Here is a 17,670-nt window from a genome sequence, read left to right as displayed (position 1 = left end):
GGAGATAGATGATGGAACTTGTCGCGTTGCGGACCTTCCAGGCCGTCGTCGAGGAGGGGGGCATCCTCGCTGCGTCGCGCAAGCTCAACACCGTGCAGTCGAACGTCACCAGCCGGATCCGCCGGCTCGAGGAAGAGCTGGGGACCGAGCTCTTTTTCCGCAAGGGGCGCGGGATCGAGCTCGCGCCGTCCGGCCGCGTGCTGCTCGAATACGCGCGCCGGATGCTGCTGCTCGAACGCCAGACGACCGCAGCGATGCGGCAGGTCGGCGAGAGCGCGGGGGAATTGCGGATCGGCACGATGGAGACTTTCGCCGCGCTGCACCTGCCCGCGGGGCTGAAGGCCGTGCGCGCCGCACATCCGGGGCTGGAGCTGCGGGTGCAGGCGGACACCAGTGCAGCGCTGACCGAGAAGGTGCTCGACCACAAGCTCGACTGCGCGTTCGTTGCCGGACCGGTGAAGCACCCCGATCTTCAGTTTGACGAACTCGTCGTCGAGGAACTCGTGCAGGTGTGCGCCGACGGCGCCGGCCCGCAGGCGCTGCCGCTGATCATTTTCCGTGAAGGCTGCGCGTACCGTGCCCGGGCGCTTGCCTGGCAGCGTGCGAGCGGGCAGGCGTGCGCCGACGTGATGGAATTCGGCACGCTCGAAGGAATCCTCGGCTGCGTGTCGGTCGGGCTGGGCTGGACGCTGATGCCGCGGCGTGTCGTCGAGCGCTCGCCGCTCGCCGCCGAACTCGTGATCGAGCCGTTGCCGACGGACGTCGGCCGCGTGCCGACCGGGATGGTTCGCCGTCGCGACGCGCCGCCGCAGGTGGTGCTGACGACGCTCGCGGCGGCGCTCGCCGGCGGGGCGCCCTGATGTCGGCGGCGCCGATGCGCTTCAAATGTAGTGACGGGCTTCTTCAGCGCGTGGCGCATGTGCAGCGACAGCCCGAGCGCGGCCAGGTGGCTGGCGTTGCGGCCGAGGATCGCCTGCGACAGCGGGAGAAACTCGCGCTCCTCGTCGAGATGGTGCTCGAAAATCGCCTCGCGGAAGAATTCCAGCGCGTTTGCCGCGATGTCCCGCGCGCGCGGCCGGCTCGAGCAGCGCAGGCAGTTCGTTCAACTGCTCGAGCTTCTTGAGGATGCCGGCATGGCAGTCGGAAAAAATCCTGAATTAAGAATTGTGTTTGATTTTGCAGACTTTCATTTCGCGTCCGGCTGCACGGCCGGGGCTGCGCGGCGGAAGGCGTCGAACTCGCCGCAGCGGCGGTCGATGGCGACGATATTCGGGTAGGGGCCGAGATCGACGTTGAAGCGACGCGCGCTCTCGACTTGCGGCACCAGATAGACGTCGGCGAGCGTCGGCGCATTGCCGAAGCAGAACTGCCCGCGCGACTTGTCGGCCGCGAGCAGCGCCTCGAGCGCGTCGAAACCGGCCGAGATCCACGTCGCGCACCAGCGCAACACCGCCGCCTCGTCGCAGCCAAGGGTCTTCCGGAGGTATTCGAGGATGCGCCGGTTGTTGATCGGGTGGATGTCGCAGCCGACGATCGCGGCCAGTGCGCGCACGCGCGCCCGCTCGTCGACATCGGACGGCAGCAGCGCGGGCGTCGGGTAGCGCTCTTCGAGCCACTCGATGATCGCCGGCGACTGGATCAGCGTCAGCTCGCCGTCGACGAGCGCCGGCACCAGCCCTTGCGGGTTCAGCGCGGTGAACTGCGCGCCGAGATGTTCATCGGTGCGCAGGTCGACCGCGACGTAGTCGTAGTCGAGCCCTTTGAGGTTCAGCGCAATGCGCAGACGGTGCGAAGTGCCGCTGCGGAAGAAGTTGTAGAGTTGCATCGCCGGTCCCCTCATGCCGTCGCGGCGAGGCAGTTATCGACGTTCCAGCCGTACAGCCACTCCATCGCGTCGTAGAAGCGTTCCGGCGTGCGGCCTTTCCACAGGTCGTTGCGCACCAGGCGTTCGACGCCCTTGGCGTGGTAGATGCGGCCCATCTCGCGCGACGACAGCACGATGCGCGCGGTGCGGGCGACGCGCGAACGCTGGTACAGGTCGAAAGCCCGGATGAAGTCATTGTCATGGACACGCAGCGCTTCGCCGAGCGTCACGGCGTCTTCGAGCGCCATGCACGCGCCCTGGGCCATGTATTGCGTTGTCGGGTGCGCCGCATCGCCGAGCAGCGTGACGCGGCCGAACGACCACTGGCCGATCGGCTCGCGGTCGGCGGTCGCCCAGCGCTTCCAGCTCTTGGGCAGGTCGATCAGCTGGCGTGCCTTCGGGCAGATGCCCTGGAAATAGCTCTGCACCTCCTCGCGGCTGCCTTCGGTGACGCCCCACTCTTCCTGCTGGCGGCTGTGGAAGGTCACCACGACGTTGTACTGCTCGCCGCCGCGCAGCGGGTAATGCACGAGATGGCAGTTCGGGCCGACCCAGATGCTCGCGGCGTTCCATTGCAGGTTTTCCGGGAAATCCTTCTTGTCGATCACCGCGCGGTAGACCACGTGGCCGGTGACGCGTGGCGGGTCATTGACGTACTGCGCGCGCACCGCCGACTTCACGCCGTCGGCGCCGATCAGCGCGATACCGCGGTGGGCGTTGCCATGCTGGTCGAACACCGTTACGCCGTTGTCGTCCTGCTCGATGCGCTCGGCGCGGGTCGACGTCAGGAATTCGACGCGGCCGGTCTCCTGCGCGCCTTCGAGCAGCGACAAGTGCACATCGACGCGATGGATGACGGCATAGGGATTACCGAAGCGCTTGCGGAACGCCTCGCCGGTGGGGATGCGGCCAACGAGGCTCTCATCGAGCGCGTCGTGCATCACCATCTCGTCCGTATAGACTGCGCGGGTGCGCGCCTTGTCGCCGACGCCCAGAGCGTCGAAGGCATGGAACGCGTTGGGGCCGAGCTGGATGCCGGCGCCGATCTCGCCGATCTCGGCTGCTTGCTCCAGCACCTCGACCGAAAACCCCTGGCGCACCAGCGCCAGTGCCGCGGCCAGGCCGCCGATGCCGCCGCCGGCAACGATTACGGGAAGTTGCTCGCTCATGTCCGTCTCCTCTGTCTCGATGCGCGGGCCGTTCTCTGCGGCCCGCAGGTTCCGGTCCGGCTGTTCCCGGTCCGAAAGCGGTTCTCGGTCTTTTTGCTCTCTTTCTCTTATTCCGGCTGGCCGATCACGAGGCTGATTTCGCCGATGCCGTCGATCCGCCCGGTGAGCCGGTCGCCCGGATTGACTGCGCCGACGCCTTCGGGCGTGCCGGTGTAGATCAGGTCGCCCGGCTGCAGGTGATAGAACTGCGACAGGTCGGCGATGATCTCGGGGATGCTCCAGATCAGCAACGACACGTCGGACGACTGCTTCGTCTGGCCGTTGACTGCGAGCTCGATCGCGCCTTTCGCGACGACGCCGAGGTCGCCCTTCGGCACGATTTCGGAGGCGACCGATGACTGCTCGACGTCCTTGCCGAGATCCCACGGGCGTCCCTGCTCACGCGCGACGAGCTGCAGGTCGCGGCGCGTCATGTCGAGGCCGCAGGCGTAGCCGTAGATGAGCTTTTCCGCATCGGTTTCGGCGACGCGAAAACCGGGCGCGCCGATCGCGACGACGAGTTCCATCTCATAGTGGAAGTTCTTCGTCCCGGGGGGATACGCGACGGTCGCGCCGGATTCGGTCAGTGTCGAAGGTGCCTTGGTGAAGTAGAACGGTCGGGAGGTCGCCTTGTTGACCGGGTTCCCCATCTCGACCGAGTGCGCGTAATAGTTGCGGCCGACGAAGAACAGGCGGTTGATCGGAAAACGGGCGTCGTTGTCGCGAATCGGCAGCGAGTGGACCGGCGGCGGGGTGAAAACGTATTCGGACTGGTTCATCGTGATCTCTCCTGGGGCAGGGGGCGGTTACGCGCGGACTTCGTAGAGTCCCAGCTTGCGGTGCAACGGGCTTTCGTCGGCGATGAAGATGAACGCCGGTTCGGTCGTGGAGCGGTTCTTCAGCGTCACGCGCGCAAAGCCGGGGACGCAGCAGGTATCGGCGTCTGCGAGCGTGAAGCTTGCGTCGTCGGCGGCAACCGCCGCGCCGCCCTCGATGACGTGAAACACCATCGCCGGGGAGCGTTGCGGCAGCGCGAGCGTCTCGCCCGGGCGTAGCATCAGTGCCGAAAAACCGAGGATGTTCTGGCAGTCGCTGCCGTCTTCGGGATTCACGTACGCGACCTGCACCGCGTCGATGTCGGGACGCTCAGCGGCGAGCGCTTCGAGCGCTGCACGGACTTCGGCCCACGGGTAGCGCAGCATCGGATAGGCCGACGTGCCGCGGGTGAACACCGGGCTCGGCACGACACCGCCGCGCAGGTATTCACGGTCGCGCTGGCCGGGTGCGACGTCCTGCTTCTCGCCCTCGACCGCGTAGGAAGCTTCCATATAGTAGACGAGCGGCAGATCGAGCACGTCGAGCCACACCACCGCCTGGTCGCCGTCGTGGCCGTGCTCGTGCCACAGCCCGGTCGGGGTCAGGATCAGGTCGCCGCGCTGCATCGGGCATTTCTCGCCATTCACCGTCGTGTAGGCGCCTTCGCCCTCGACGATCATGCGCACCGCGTTCGGCGTGTGCCGGTGCGCCGGCGCCCATTCGCCCGGCAGCAGGAGCTGCATGCCGAGATACATGCTCGAACTCGCCTGCATCTTCTCGAGGCCGTGGCCGGGGTTCGCGAGCACGAGGACGCGGCGCTCGGCCTTCTCGATCGGCGTCAGCTCGCCGGCCTGCATCAGCAGCGGCCGCAGGCTCTCGTACGACCACATCGTCGCGCGGGTGCGTGGGCCGGGCTGGCCATGCGGCAGCACCGCGCGCAGGCTCGGCCACAGCGGCACGAGGTTCTGCGCGGCCAGCGCCTGCCGGTAATCGAGCGGCAGATCTTCAAGGGTTCCGAGTTCCGACATGATTGCACTCCTCCTGTGGATATCGATTTTCGATCATTTCTTTTGACCTATATCAACAAATTGTCATCGATGGGCGAAATGTACTGAACGGCAGACATTCAATCCATTCGTTGTATCGAATGCCTTTCATTCGAAAATGGAATAGAGTGAGCCATGGGAACTCTGGAAATTCGTCAGTTGAGCGTCTTCGACGAAATCTACAAGACGCGCAGCGTCAGCCGCGCGGCCGAGAATCTCGGGCTCGGCCAGCCGGCGGTGAGTATCGCGCTCGGCAAGCTGCGCGAGCATTTCGGTGACCCGCTGTTCGTGCGCACCTCGGCGGGCATGGAGCCGACGCCGCTCGGCGAGGAACTGGCCGAGCCGATACGCGTTGCCGTCGCGGCGGTTGCGGCCGCCTCGGGTCATCGCGCCGAATTCGATCCGACGCGGGCTCGCCGCACTTTCCGCATCGCAATGACCGACATCAGCCAGCTCGTGCTGCTGCCCCGACTGTGGGAACGGCTGCGCACCGTCGCGCCCGGCATCCATATCGACATCGCGAATCTCTCGGCGAACACCGCCGGCATGCTCGAGTCGGGCGAGGTCGACGTCGCGCTCGGCTTCATGCCGCAGTTCGAGGCCGGCTTCTACCAGCAGGCGCTGTTCCGGCAGCACTACGTCTGCATGGCGAGCGCGACGCACCCGCGGATTCGCGGCGGCCTGACGCTGGCGCAGTTCGAAGCCGAGGAGCACGCCGTCGTCAGCACTTCCGGCACCGGCCACCTGATCATCGACCGCGAGATCGCGCGCCAGGACATCAAGCGTCGCGTCGTGCTGCGCATCCCGAGCTTCGTCGGCATCGCCTACGTCGTCGAGCGCACCGCGCTGCTCGTGACGATCCCTCAGCGCCTGGGCGAACTGCTCGCCGACGAGGAGCGGCTGCGCGTGTACCCGGTGCCTTTCCCGCTGCCCGAATATGCCGTCAAGCAGCACTGGCACGAGCGCTACAACAACGATCCAGGCAACCGCTGGCTGCGCGCGCTGATCCAGGAGCTGCTGTCGACGCCGCTCGCGCCGTGAGAAAGCGGGTGCGCGGGGCGACGATTCGCGGCCGCAGCTCGGTCACAAGAGCTGGATTTCACCGCTCCGCGTGCTTGAATTGAATGATCTTTTCGTGCGCGAGCCCAATGCATTCATATGCGTCGCGCTGCACGCTTTATGGTGGGTTCGGAGCGGGCTCATCGCGCCACGGGGCGTGTCTACTAACGAGTACTAATTTATTTGGTTTTTAGTAGGCGACTATGGAGCATTCGGGCTGTCGTGTACTAAAGTGTACTAATTATTAAAAATATTAGTACACATGAAACTCCCCATGAACCCTCCGGGTACCGAGAAGCTGATGAGCCGGGTCGGGCCGGAACGCCTGTCTCGCGTCCTGACCCACACGTCGCCCTTGCCCGACGGGAAGTACCTCCATTGGGACGAGTTGCGCCACAGGAATCCGCCCAGTGGGCTGTCTACCGAAGAGTGGTGGCTATCGGTCTGGTTAGCGCGTCGTTCAATGCTGCAGAAGCTGCCGTTTATCGACAAGGCCGGCACCCCCTTCATGCTTGCAACCCCCGAGCCGGTACTGATCCATCTCCATCACATCGATCGGGATGCCGCGGGGCAGATACGCACACCGGAGGCGGCGCCGATCCACGAAAATCGCGAGCGCTATCTCCTGCACTCCTTGATCGAGGAGTCTATTACCTCCAGTCAGCTCGAAGGGGCCTCGACGACGCGCCGCGTTGCCGAAGCCATGCTGCGGGAGGGGCGTCAGCCGCGCGATCGAAGCGAGGCGATGATCTTCAACAACTATCAGGCAATGGAGCACATCCGAAGCCTGCGCTCGGAACCGATTACGCCTGACCGTGTCCTGGAACTGCACCGGATGCTCACCCGCGACACGCTCGACGACCCCGTCGATGCAGGGCGGCTGCGCGTGGCTGACGACGTGAATGTCGTCGATAACCGAGATGGTGCGCTGCTGCACGAACCGCCGAGCTACAAGGAACTGCCGGAGCGCCTTGAACGCCTGTGCGCCTTCGCGAATGCGGCTGAGGACTCTTCGCCCTTCGTTCATCCCGTCGTCCGTGCGATTCTCCTGCACTTCATGATCGGCTACGACCACCCCTTCGCCGACGGCAACGGCCGCACGGCGCGGGCACTTTTCTACTGGTCGATGGCGCGCAGCGGATACTGGCTGATGGAATTCCTGTCGATCTCCCAGTTCCTGCGACGTGCACCGCGGCAGTACGTGCAGGCCTACCTGCACACCGAAACCGACCGTAATGACACGACCTACTTCGTTCTGCATCAGCTCGATATCATCCGGCGTTCGATACTTGCGCTGCACGAGTATCTTGCCCGCAAGACCCAGGAGCAGAAGGAGGCAGCGAACATGCTGGCGAGTGGCGGCATACTTCGCAGCGCATTGAACCACCGGCAGCTTGCCCTGCTGACCCATGCGCTCAGGCATCCAGGCGAGGCGTACCGCGTTGCAAAGCATCAAAGCGTGCACAATGTCGTCTATCAAACCGCCCGCGCCGATCTCCTCGACCTCGAAATCCTCGGTTTGCTGGAGAAGGCGAAGCAGGGCAATGCGTTCGTCTTCTATCCGGTCGCGGACTTGAATAAACGTATTGAATCTCTGAGCAAAGCAAACCGCTGACCGTCGGATTTGAATCCGTTCGGGCAGTAGTCGCAGGTAGAGTGTTGATGTTGAAATCGGTGTGGGCACTCCAGTGCTACCCCGATCGGAAATGAAAAAGGGCTGCATCGCTGCAACCCTTTGAATTTGGTGGTGGTGATGGGCGGAATCGAACCGCCGACCTATGGGTTATGAATCCATCGCTCTAACCGTCTGAGCTACATCACCACTCGAGCCTGCTAATATATAGGTTTGGGAAACGAGGCGTCAAGACGCGCTGATGAAGAAACTCTACATCCGCACCTTTGGGTGCCAGATGAACGAGTACGATTCCGACAAAATGGCGGACGTGCTCGGCGCCAGCGAAGAGCTGGTGAAGACCGACAACCCGGAAGAGGCGGACGTAATCCTCTTCAACACCTGCTCGGTACGCGAGAAGGCGCAGGAGCGCGTGTTCCACGACCTTGGTCGCGTCAAGCATCTGAAACAGTCGAACCCGAACCTGATCATCGGCGTCGGCGGTTGCGTCGCGAGCCAGGAAGGCGATGCGATCGTCGCGCGCGCGCCCTACGTCGACATCGTGTTCGGTCCGCAGACGCTGCATCGCCTGCCGCAGCTGATCGCCGAACGCCGCCACAGCGGCCGCTCGCAGGTGGATATCTCGTTCCCCGAGATCGAGAAATTCGACAACATGCCGCCGGCGCGCGTCGAGGGCGCGAGTGCCTTCGTGTCGATCATGGAAGGCTGCTCGAAGTACTGCACGTTCTGCGTCGTGCCCTATACGCGCGGCGAGGAAGTGTCGCGGCCGCTCGACGACGTGCTCGCCGAAGTCGCGGGACTCGCCGAGCAGGGCGTCAGGGAAGTCACGCTGCTCGGGCAGAACGTCAACGCGTGGCGCGGCGAGATCACGCGCGGCGGCGGCGAGCAGGGCGATTTCGCGTTCCTGCTCGAATGCGTCGCCGAGATCCCCGGCATCGAGCGCCTGCGGTTCACGACCTCGCACCCGCGCGAGATGACGCAGCGCGTGTTCGACGCGTACGCGAAGACCCCGAAGCTTGTCAGCCATCTGCACCTGCCGGTGCAGTCGGGGTCGGATCGCATCCTCGCGGCGATGAAGCGCGGCTATTCGGTGCTGGAGTTCAAGTCGGTGGTCAGGAAGCTGCGCGCGGCGCGGCCGGACCTGTCGCTCTCGTCGGACTTCATCGTCGGCTTCCCCGGCGAAACCGAAGAGGATTTCGAGAAGACGATGAAGCTCATCGACGAAGTCGGTTTCGATGCGTCGTTCAGCTTCGTCTATAGCCCGCGGCCCGGCACCCCGGCATCTGACCTGGCAGACCCGGTGCCGCAGGAAACCAAGCTGCGCTGGCTCGCGCGGCTGCAGAAGCGCATCGACGAACAGGCGCAGGCGATCAGCCAGGCGATGGTCGGGCGGGTCGAGCGCGCGCTCGTCGAAGGACTGTCGCGCAAGGACGCGAGTGAACTGGCGGCGCGCACCGGCAACAACCGCGTCGTCAATTTCGTCGGCCATCCGCGTCTCATCGGGCAGTTCGTCGACCTGACGATCACTGCCGCACTGCCGCACAGCCTGCGCGGCGAAATCGTTACAACGGAGAGTTGAATGGGGCGTCCGACGGAAGTGGTCCTCGAGCCGGTCGACAACGAGCGGCTTGCCAACCTGTGCGGCGCGCTCGACGAGAACCTGCGCCAGATCGAAACGGCGTACGACGTGACGATCGCGCGTCGCGGCGAATGTTTCACGCTGCAGGGTAGTCCCGCGCAGATGCAACTCGCGGCGAAGGCGCTGCGCGAGTTCTACGAGCAGGCCGACGAGCACCTCTCGGTCGACGACATCCAACTCGGGCTGATCGAGCTCGCGAACCGCCGCCAGTCGGACCAGCCGGCGCCGGCGCTCCTGACGCGCAAGACCGAACTGCACGGGCGCACGCCGCGTCAGATCGACTACCTGCGCAACATCCAGGCGCACGACATCACGTTCGGCATCGGCCCGGCCGGCACCGGCAAGACCTATCTCGCAGTCGCGAGCGCGGTCGACGCGTTCGAGCGCCAGCTGGTCGAGCGCATCATCCTGACGCGCCCCGCGGTCGAGGCGGGCGAGCGCCTGGGCTTCCTGCCCGGCGACCTCGCGCAGAAAGTCGACCCGTATCTGCGGCCGCTGTACGACGCGCTGTACGACCTGATGGGCTTCGATCGCGTCGCCAAGCTCTTCGAACGCGGCAGCATCGAGATCGCGCCGCTCGCGTTCATGCGCGGGCGCACGCTGAACCACGCCTTCATCATCCTCGACGAGGCGCAGAACACGACGCCCGAGCAGATGAAGATGTTCCTGACGCGCATCGGCATCGGCGCGAAGGCGGTCGTCACCGGCGACCTGACGCAGATCGACTTGCCGCGCGGCAACCGCAGCGGCCTGCTCGAAGCGCGCGAAGTGCTCGCGACGGTGCGCGGCATCGCCTTCACCGAGTTCCAGAAGGAAGACGTCGTGCGCCATCCGCTGGTCGCGCGCATCGTCGAGGCCTACGACAACCAGACCGCGCGCGACGCCCAGGCTGCGCTCGCTCGCAAACCGTGAGCGTGGACACCGAAACTGCGCCGTCTCGCCTCGCACTGTCGGTGCAACGGGCGATCGGGGCCGAGAACCGTGCCCGTTCGCCCGCCAGCGCGCTCGTCCGGCGCTGGGCGCTCGCCGCCTTGCGTGGCGACGCCGAGGTGACCGTCCGCCTCGTCGGCGAAGCGGAAGGACGACGCCTCAATCGGGATTATCGCGGCAAGGATTACGCGACCAACGTGCTGACGTTCGTCTACGACGAAGGCGAGCGGCTGGCCGGCGATCTGGTGCTGTGCGTTCCCGTCGTCGCGCGCGAGGCGGCCGAGCAGGGCAAGCCGCTCGAGGCCCATTTCGCGCACCTGATCGTGCACGGCATGCTCCACCTGCAGGGGTTCGACCACGAAGCGTCCGACGAGGCCGAGGAAATGGAAGCCCTTGAAACCCGCGTGCTCGCAACGCTCGGCTATCCGGACCCTTACGCCTGAGGCGTGCCATCCTTACGCCTGAGCGTGCATTCTCGACTATACCGACTCCATGGACAGTCTCCCCGGTAAACCCCTTACATTGCTTGAACGGCTTTCGGCGCTGCTGTCGCGCGAGCCCGAAGACCGTGGCGAACTCATGGCGCTGCTGCACTCGGCGTTCGAACGCAACCTGCTCGATGCCGACGCGCTCTCGATCATCGAGGGCACGCTGCAGATGTCCGACCTGCAGGTCAGCGACGTGATGGTCCCGCGTTCGCAGATGGAGGTGATCGGAGTCGACGACCCGATGGACAAGATCGCCAGCTTCGTCATCGAGACCGGCCATTCGCGCTTCCCCACCGTCGGTGAAAGCAAGGACGACGTCGTCGGCATCTTTCTCGCGAAGGACCTGCTGCGTTATTTCGTCGGGCAGGAGTTCGAGTTGCGCGATGCGTTGCGGCCGGCGGTGTTCGTGCCGGAGACCAAGCGCCTCAATGTGCTGTTGCGCGACTTCCGCGTTAGCCGCAATCACATGGCGATCGTCGTCGACGAATACGGCGGCGTCGCGGGGCTCGTGACGATCGAGGACGTGCTCGAGCAGATCGTCGGAGAAATCGAGGACGAATACGACAGCGACCTCGACGGCGACAACATCCGGCTCATGCAGGACGGGCGTTATCGCGTCAAGGCGACGACCGAGATCGCCGACTTCAACACCGCTTTCGCGACCAATTTCAGCGACGCCGACGTCGACACGATCGGCGGCCTGGTGATCCGCGCCCTGGGCCGCTTGCCGCAGCGTGGCGACACGGTGATCCTCGCAGACATGAAGTTCCAGGTGCTGCGCGCGGACAGCCGGCGGGTGTATACGCTGCTCGTCGAGCATGCGATGCCGGTCGCGGACGCGAGACAGGCGTGATGCGTGTGTTTCACACTAAACGCGGTGGCTGAGCGCTGATGGTCCGGATCGTGGTGCTCGCGGCGCTGGCGGGCGGCGTGTCAGTGTTCGCGTTCGCGCCGTTCGAGTATTTCCTGCTCGGGCAGGTCAGCCTTGCGCTGCTGACGCGCCTGCTGCGCGGCGTGCGTGGCGCTCGCGCAGGCTTCCTGATCGGGTGGGCGTGGGGGTTCGCATCCTTCGTTGGCGGCGTGTCGTGGCTGTACGTTGCGCTGAACCGGTACGGCGGCATGCCGGTGCCGCTGGCCGGCCTCGCGATCGCGCTGTTCTGCGCCTATCTCGCGCTGTTTCCGGCGGTTGCCGCAGCGCTCTTTGTGCATTTTCGCCGCGGCGCTGCGTTGCGCCAGGCCGCGCTGTTCGCCGGGCTGTGGACGCTCGGCGAGGCGCTGCGCGGGTGGCTCTTCACCGGCTTTCCGTGGCTGGCGATCGGCTATTCGCAGACACCGCCGAGCCCGCTCGCGAGCTTCGCGCCGGTGCTCGGCGTCTATGGCGTCGGCATGCTGCTCGCGCTCGTCGCGTCCCTCGTCGCGTTGACCGCGTGGATGAAGGTGGGCCCGTCGGCGACGGGTTGGGCCGTCATCGTCGTCGTCGGTGTCGCGGGTCACCAGCTGGGCAAGGTGAGCTGGACGGTGCCGGCCGGCGAACCGGTGGTGGTCGCGCTGATCCAGACGAACATCGAGCAGGGGCTGAAGTGGCGCCCGGAACGTCTCGCCGACTGGCTGCAGACCAACGCCCGGCTCGCACGCGAGCACGCGGCCGATCTCGTCGTGCTGCCCGAAACGACGCTGCCGCTGCTGGCTGACCGCCTGCCGGCGGGCTACCTGGACGAACTCGCCCGCGACGCCCGGGCGGGAGGCGGCGATCTCGTGCTCGGCGTCTTTCTGCGCGATGCGCAGGGCGGCATCTACAACGCTGCGCTGAGCGTCGGCGCATCCCCGAGCCAGACCTACGCGAAGCGCCATCTCGTGCCGTTCGGCGAATATTCGCCGCCGCTGTTCGGCTGGTTCTACGACCTCGTCGATATCCCGATGTCCGACCAGACGCGCGGCGCGCCGGACCAGGCGCCGATGAAGCTCGGGGGGCAGCGCGTCGCCGTCAACGTGTGCTACGAGGACCTCTTCGGCCGCGAGCTGATCCGCAGCCTGCCGGAAGCGTCGCTGATGCTGAACATCTCGAACCTCGCGTGGTACGGCGATTCGTTCGCGCAGCCGCAGCACCTGCAGATCGCCCGCATGCGGGCGCTCGAAACCGGTCGGCCGATGCTGCGCTCGACGAACACCGGCATGACCGCGGTGGTCCGGCCGGATGGCAGCGTTTCGGGCGTGCTGCCGCCGTTCACGCAAGGGGCGCTGCGCGTCCCGGTACAGGGCTATGAAGGGCTGACGCCGTATGCGCGCTGGGGCGACCGCGCGGCGCTGCTGCTGGCCCTGGTCGCGGTCGGTGCGGGGGTTGTCGGGGCGCGCCGGCGGCAACCGGTCGACGCGCCGAAAATGGCGTCCGGCCAGGCTGCACAGCAACAATTCCCGTGCAAACGAGACTAAACGTCGCCGGTGTCGGCGAATGCCAGTAAAATCCGCTTCTTTGCGTTCGCAGCGCGGCCCGCCGGCCGCCTCCCCTGCCGTCCGAGACCATGTCCCCGCATAGACCCACGTTCCAGCAAGTTATCCTGACGCTCCAGCAGTACTGGGGCGACCGCGGCTGCGTGCTGCTGCAGCCCTACGATCTCGAAGTCGGCGCCGGCACCTCGCATACCGCGACTTTCCTGCGCGCGATCGGCCCGGAACCGTGGAATGCCGCGTACGTGCAGCCGTCGCGCCGGCCGAAGGATGGGCGCTACGGCGAGAACCCGAACCGGCTGCAGCATTACTACCAGTTCCAGGTCGTGCTGAAGCCGTCGCCGCTGAACATCCAGGAGCTGTACCTCGACTCGCTGCGCGCGCTCGGCATCGACACCAATGCGCACGACATCCGCTTCGTCGAGGACGACTGGGAGAACCCGACGCTCGGCGCGTGGGGGCTCGGCTGGGAAGTGTGGCTCGACGGCATGGAAGTCACGCAGTTCACGTATTTTCAGCAGGTCGGCGGGCTCGATTGCAAGCCGGTGCTCGGCGAGATCACGTACGGCCTCGAACGGCTCGCGATGTACCTGCAGAGGGTCGAGAATGTCTACGACCTCGTCTGGGCGGTGTATCCGGACGGCTCGAAAGTGACCTACGGCGATGTGTTCCACCAGAATGAGGTCGAGCAGTCGAAATACAACTTCGAGCATTCGAACGTCGATTTCCTGTTCTCGCTGTTCGGCAACTACGAGGCCGAAGCAAAGCGGCTGATGGAAGCCGGCCTCGCGTTGCCGGCCTACGAGATGGTGCTGAAGGCGGCGCACAGCTTCAACATGCTCGACGCGCGCGGCGCAATCTCGGTCACCGAGCGCGCCGCCTACATCGGCCGCATCCGCAACCTGTCGCGCGCGGTCGCGCAGGCCTATTTCGCATCCCGCGAGAGTCTGGGTTTCCCGATGCTGAATCAGAATCCTTCGCAGGAGGTGGCGTGATGACCACCGCGACCCTGCTCGTCGAACTGCTGACCGAAGAGCTGCCGCCGAAGGCGCTGCCGCGTCTCGGCGAGACTTTCGCCACCCGCATCCACGAGGGGCTGAAGGCGTGCGGTCTCGTCGCGGAAGACCAGCCGTTCCGCTGGTTCGCCGCGCCCCGCCGGCTCGCGATCACGGTGCCGGCCGTGCGCACCGCCGCGCCATCCCGCGAAGTCACCGAAAAGATCATGCCGGTGCAGGTCGCGCTCGACGCCGAAGGTCGGCCGACGCCGGCTCTGCTGAAGAAGCTCCAGGCGAAGGGCATCGCGCCGGAGGCCGTCGCGAGCTTTGAGCGACGCGTCGACGGCAAGGCCGAGGCGCTGTTCTATACGCGCCTCGAGCCGGGCGCGGCGCTCGACGACGTGCTCGCGGCGATCGTGCACGACGCGGTCAGGGCGCTGCCGATTCCGAAGCTGATGCGCTGGGGCGCAGGGGACGCGCAGTTCGTCCGGCCGGTGCACAAACTCGCGATGCTGCACGGCGCGCGTGTCGTGCCGGGCCGCGTGCTCGACCTCGATGCCGGTCGTGTGACGATGGGCCACCGCTTCATGAGCCGCGGCGAGATCGAGCTCGCAACCGCCGAGGCCTACGAACCGACGCTGCTCGCCGAAGGCAAGGTGATCCCGGACTTCGCCGAACGTCGCGCCGACATCGAGCGCCAGCTCGTCGCGAGCGCGCGGGAGCAGGGCGCGAGCCTCGGCGAATATGCGGACCTCCTCGACGAGGTCGCCGCACTCGTCGAGCACCCGACGGTCTACGCCGGCGAGTTCGAAGCCGAGTTCCTCGCCGTGCCGCAGGAATGCCTGATCCTGACGATGCGCGCGAACCAGAAATACTTTCCGCTGTTCGACGCTGCCGGCAAGCTCCTGAATCGCTTCCTGATCGTCTCGAACATGCGCCTCGCCGACCCGTCGAACATCGTCACCGGCAACCAGCGCGTCGTGCGCCCGCGCCTGTCGGATGCGCGCTTCTTCTTCGAGCAGGACCGCAAGCACACGCTCGAGAGCCGTCTGCCGCGCCTGGCCCCGGTTGTCTACCACAACAAGCTCGGCAGCCAGTTCGAGCGCGTCGAACGCCTCGATCGCCTCGCCGGGCGGATCGCCGGTCGGTTGCACGGCGACGTCACTGCCGCCTCGCGCGCGGCGCGTCTCGCCAAAGCGGATCTCGTCACCGACATGGTCGGCGAGTTCCCCGAATTGCAGGGCATCATGGGGCGCTATTACGCGCTCAACGACGGCGAAGGCGAAGTCGTCGCCGATGCCGTCCAGTCGCACTACCAGCCGCGCTTCGCCGGCGACGTGTTGCCCTCGGGCAACACCGCGTGCGCAGCCGCGCTCGCCGACAAGCTCGACGCGCTCGTCGGCTTCTTCGGCATCGGCCAGCTGCCGACCGGCGACAAAGACCCGTTCGGGCTGCGCCGCGCGGCGCTCGGCGTGCTGCGCATCCTGATCGAGACGCCGCTGCCGCTCGACCTCGCCGCACTGGTTGCCGATGCCGCAGAAGGCTTCGGGCCGGGTCTGCTGACCGCCACGGATTTCGAGTCGCAGCTTCTGGACTTCATGTTCGAACGCCTGAAGAACCTGCTGCGCGACGCGGGCCATGCGGTGGACGTCGTCGACGCGGTGCTCGCGTTGCGCCCGACACGCATGGACCTCGTCCCGGCAAAACTCGACGCGGTGCGCGTGTTCCGCGGACTGCCGGAAGCCGAGGCGCTCGCCGCGGCGAACAAGCGGATCGTCAATATCCTGAAAAAAGCCGAGGACGAGCTGCCGGAACCGGACGTCGCGCTGCTGCAGGAGCCGGCCGAGAAGGCGCTGTTCCATGCCGTCGTCGAAGTCGCCCCGCTGGTGCGTTCGCACGTCGCGAACGAGGACTACACCGATGCGCTGTGCGCACTCGCCGGCCTGCGCGCGGCGGTCGACACCTTCTTCGACGACGTCATGGTGATGGTCGAGGAGCCGCTCACGCGCCAGAACCGCCTCGCGCTGCTGCGCCAGCTCGCCAGTCTGATGAACCAGGTTGCGGACCTGTCGCGGCTGTCCGCGTAAAGGCGCCCGATCGCGATGAAACTGATCATTCTCGACCGCGACGGCGTCATCAACTATGACTCCGACCAGTTCATCAAGTCGCCCGACGAGTGGAAGCCGATCCCCGGCTCGCTCGAGGCGATCGCACGCCTGAACCAGTGGGGTTGGCGCGTCATCGTCGCATCGAACCAGTCGGGCATCGGCCGCGGGCTGTTCGGCATGGACACGCTCAACGCGATCAACGAGAAAATGGTCAAGAGCCTTGCGCAGGTCGGCGGCCGGCTCGACGCGATTTTTTTCTGCCCCCATGCGGCGAACTCCACGTGCAACTGCCGCAAGCCCAAGCCCGGTCTGTTCCTGCAGATCGCCGAGCGCTTCAACGTCACGCTGGCCGGCGTGCCCTCGGTCGGCGACAGTCTGCGCGACCTCCAGGCCGGCCTGGAGGTCGGCTGCAAGCCTTACCTCGTGTTGACAGGCAAGGGGCTCAAGACGCGCGACGATCCTGCGCTGCCCGAAGGAACGCTGATCTATCCCGATCTCGCCACGGTCGTCGCTGACCTCACTGCATAAAGAAAACCGTGATCGTCCTGCGCTCCCTGTTGTTTGCGATCGTCCTCGCGATCGTCACGCCGCCTTACGCGATCTTCGGCATGCTGACGTTTCCGCTTCCACCGCACGTGCGCCATCGCATCATCACCTCGTGGGCGCCGCTCGTGATGTGGTTCGTGCGGCACCTGCTCGGCATTCGCTACCGCGTGCTCGGGCGCGACAACATTCCTGCCAGACCGGCGGTGATATTGTCGAAGCACCAGTCGGCGTGGGAAACGATGGCGCTGCAGGTGATCTTCCCGCCGCTGTGTTTCGTGCTCAAGCGCGAGTTGCTGAAGGTGCCGTTCTTCGGCTGGGGGCTCGCGCAGATTCCGGGAATCGCGATCGACCGGGCGGCTGGCAAGGACGCGCTGACGCAAGTCGTCGAGCAGGGTCGGGCGCGCCTGGCAGAAGGCTTCTGGGTTGTCGTATTCCCCGAGGGGACGCGCGTCGCGCCGGGCACGACGCGGCGCTACAAGCCGGGCGGGGCGTGGCTGGCGCAGAAGGCGGGCGTGCCGGTGGTGCCGGTGGCCCACAACGCCGGCGAGTTCTGGCGGCGCAACGCGTTCCTGAAATATCCCGGCGAGATCATCGTCAGCATCGGGCCGGCGATCGGACCCGAGGGGCTCGACGCGAACGAGGTCAATGCCCGTGCCGAGGCGTGGATCGAGGCGGAGATGCACCGGCTGTTCCCGCATCACTATGCAGCCGGCGCGAAACGCGGCGGTGAGCCGGGCAGCGGCGTCGTCGCAGCGGCGCGCCGGGGCTCTGGCGAGAGTTGAAACTTCCTCGGTCAGTCCGCTTCGACGGTCGCGCCCCATTCGGGTCGCGGCCCGCTTGATGTGAACACCCCCGCGGCCTGCCGCTGAAATGGAAAAAGCCCCGCGAGCGGG

17 protein-coding genes and 1 tRNA gene are annotated in these 17,670 nt (G+C 66.0%); 13 read left to right on the top strand and 5 right to left on the bottom strand.

The genetic code is table 11. From position 1 onward, the window contains the following. Nucleotides 1–8 precede the first annotated feature (8 nt). Both pbN1_RS05685 and pbN1_RS05680 read left to right on the top strand, forming a co-directional pair. The gene (locus pbN1_RS05685) at nt 9–860 is read left to right on the top strand and encodes a LysR substrate-binding domain-containing protein (protein ID WP_244857173.1); all 852 of its coding nucleotides are present in this window, start codon (nt 9–11) and stop codon (nt 858–860) included. Nucleotides 861–874: 14 nt separating this feature from the next. Then, complete coding sequence (locus pbN1_RS05680) at nt 875–1,123, top strand: hypothetical protein (protein WP_169201088.1); 249 nt, start codon at nt 875–877, stop codon at nt 1,121–1,123. A gap of 63 nt (nt 1,124–1,186) precedes the next feature. Here the strand turns inward: pbN1_RS05680 and maiA are convergent, their stop codons facing one another. The 4 genes from maiA to pbN1_RS05660 form a co-directional block, all read right to left on the bottom strand. Further along, entirely contained in the window at nt 1,187–1,825 is a 639-nt protein-coding gene (gene maiA / locus pbN1_RS05675) for a maleylacetoacetate isomerase (RefSeq protein WP_169201089.1), read from the bottom strand. Nucleotides 1,826–1,836: 11 nt separating this feature from the next. Then, complete coding sequence (locus pbN1_RS05670; RefSeq protein ID WP_169201090.1) at nt 1,837–3,033, bottom strand: 3-hydroxybenzoate 6-monooxygenase; 1,197 nt, start codon at nt 3,031–3,033, stop codon at nt 1,837–1,839. A gap of 107 nt (nt 3,034–3,140) precedes the next feature. Then, on the bottom strand, nt 3,141–3,851 hold the full coding sequence (locus pbN1_RS05665; RefSeq protein WP_169201091.1) for a fumarylacetoacetate hydrolase family protein: 711 nt from the start codon (nt 3,849–3,851) through the stop codon (nt 3,141–3,143). Between the two features lie 27 nt (nt 3,852–3,878). Beyond that, the gene (locus pbN1_RS05660) at nt 3,879–4,916 is read right to left on the bottom strand and encodes a cupin domain-containing protein (RefSeq protein WP_169201092.1); all 1,038 of its coding nucleotides are present in this window, start codon (nt 4,914–4,916) and stop codon (nt 3,879–3,881) included. A 153-nt stretch (nt 4,917–5,069) separates the two neighbouring features. On the opposite strand from pbN1_RS05660, the gene pbN1_RS05655 reads away from it, so the two are divergent. Together pbN1_RS05655 and pbN1_RS05650 are read left to right on the top strand one after the other, a co-directional pair. Beyond that, nucleotides 5,070–5,975 (top strand): LysR family transcriptional regulator, encoded by a 906-nt coding sequence (locus tag pbN1_RS05655; RefSeq protein ID WP_169201093.1) that lies wholly within the window; start codon nt 5,070–5,072, stop codon nt 5,973–5,975. A 292-nt stretch (nt 5,976–6,267) separates the two neighbouring features. Beyond that, a complete protein-coding gene (locus tag pbN1_RS05650) occupies nt 6,268–7,608 on the top strand; it encodes a Fic family protein (protein WP_244857172.1) in 1,341 nt (446 codons plus the stop codon). Nucleotides 7,609–7,738: 130 nt separating this feature from the next. Here pbN1_RS05650 and pbN1_RS05645 read toward each other — a convergent pair. Continuing rightward, nucleotides 7,739–7,815: transfer RNA gene (locus pbN1_RS05645), tRNA-Met, on the bottom strand. 52 nt (nt 7,816–7,867) lie between these two features. On the opposite strand from pbN1_RS05645, the gene miaB reads away from it, so the two are divergent. From miaB to pbN1_RS05600, 9 genes are all read left to right on the top strand, one after another. Next, nucleotides 7,868–9,205 (top strand): tRNA (N6-isopentenyl adenosine(37)-C2)-methylthiotransferase MiaB, encoded by a 1,338-nt coding sequence (miaB, locus tag pbN1_RS05640; protein WP_169201095.1) that lies wholly within the window; start codon nt 7,868–7,870, stop codon nt 9,203–9,205. Continuing rightward, nucleotides 9,206–10,177, top strand: coding sequence for a PhoH family protein (locus tag pbN1_RS05635; protein WP_169201096.1), 972 nt, complete (start codon nt 9,206–9,208; stop codon nt 10,175–10,177). Between the two features lie 2 nt (nt 10,178–10,179). Continuing rightward, nucleotides 10,180–10,638, top strand: a complete 459-nt coding sequence (gene ybeY / locus pbN1_RS05630) for an rRNA maturation RNase YbeY (RefSeq protein WP_244857171.1) — start codon at nt 10,180–10,182, stop codon at nt 10,636–10,638. A 49-nt stretch (nt 10,639–10,687) separates the two neighbouring features. Next, complete coding sequence (locus pbN1_RS05625; protein WP_210147668.1) at nt 10,688–11,536, top strand: CorC family transporter; 849 nt, start codon at nt 10,688–10,690, stop codon at nt 11,534–11,536. Nucleotides 11,537–11,574: 38 nt separating this feature from the next. Beyond that, the gene (gene lnt / locus pbN1_RS05620; protein WP_169201098.1) at nt 11,575–13,113 is read left to right on the top strand and encodes an apolipoprotein N-acyltransferase; all 1,539 of its coding nucleotides are present in this window, start codon (nt 11,575–11,577) and stop codon (nt 13,111–13,113) included. 89 nt (nt 13,114–13,202) lie between these two features. Then, entirely contained in the window at nt 13,203–14,123 is a 921-nt protein-coding gene (gene glyQ, locus pbN1_RS05615; protein WP_169201099.1) for a glycine--tRNA ligase subunit alpha, read from the top strand. Further along, complete coding sequence (gene glyS, locus pbN1_RS05610; RefSeq protein ID WP_169201100.1) at nt 14,123–16,210, top strand: glycine--tRNA ligase subunit beta; 2,088 nt, start codon at nt 14,123–14,125, stop codon at nt 16,208–16,210. Before glyQ ends, glyS begins: the two co-directional genes overlap by 1 nt. A 15-nt stretch (nt 16,211–16,225) precedes the next feature. Next, nucleotides 16,226–16,759, top strand: a complete 534-nt coding sequence (gmhB, locus tag pbN1_RS05605; protein WP_169201101.1) for a D-glycero-beta-D-manno-heptose 1,7-bisphosphate 7-phosphatase — start codon at nt 16,226–16,228, stop codon at nt 16,757–16,759. 8 nt (nt 16,760–16,767) lie between these two features. Then, nucleotides 16,768–17,559 carry a lysophospholipid acyltransferase family protein gene (locus tag pbN1_RS05600; RefSeq protein WP_169201102.1) on the top strand — a complete coding sequence of 264 codons (792 nt, stop codon included), beginning with the start codon at nt 16,768–16,770 and terminating at the stop codon, nt 17,557–17,559. Nucleotides 17,560–17,670 lie beyond the last annotated feature (111 nt).

Origin of the sequence: Aromatoleum bremense, from assembly GCF_017894365.1 — a bacterium.
In the GTDB taxonomy this organism is placed as follows: domain Bacteria; phylum Pseudomonadota; class Gammaproteobacteria; order Burkholderiales; family Rhodocyclaceae; genus Aromatoleum; species Aromatoleum bremense.
This window is presented reverse-complemented; position numbering and strand designations above follow the sequence as displayed.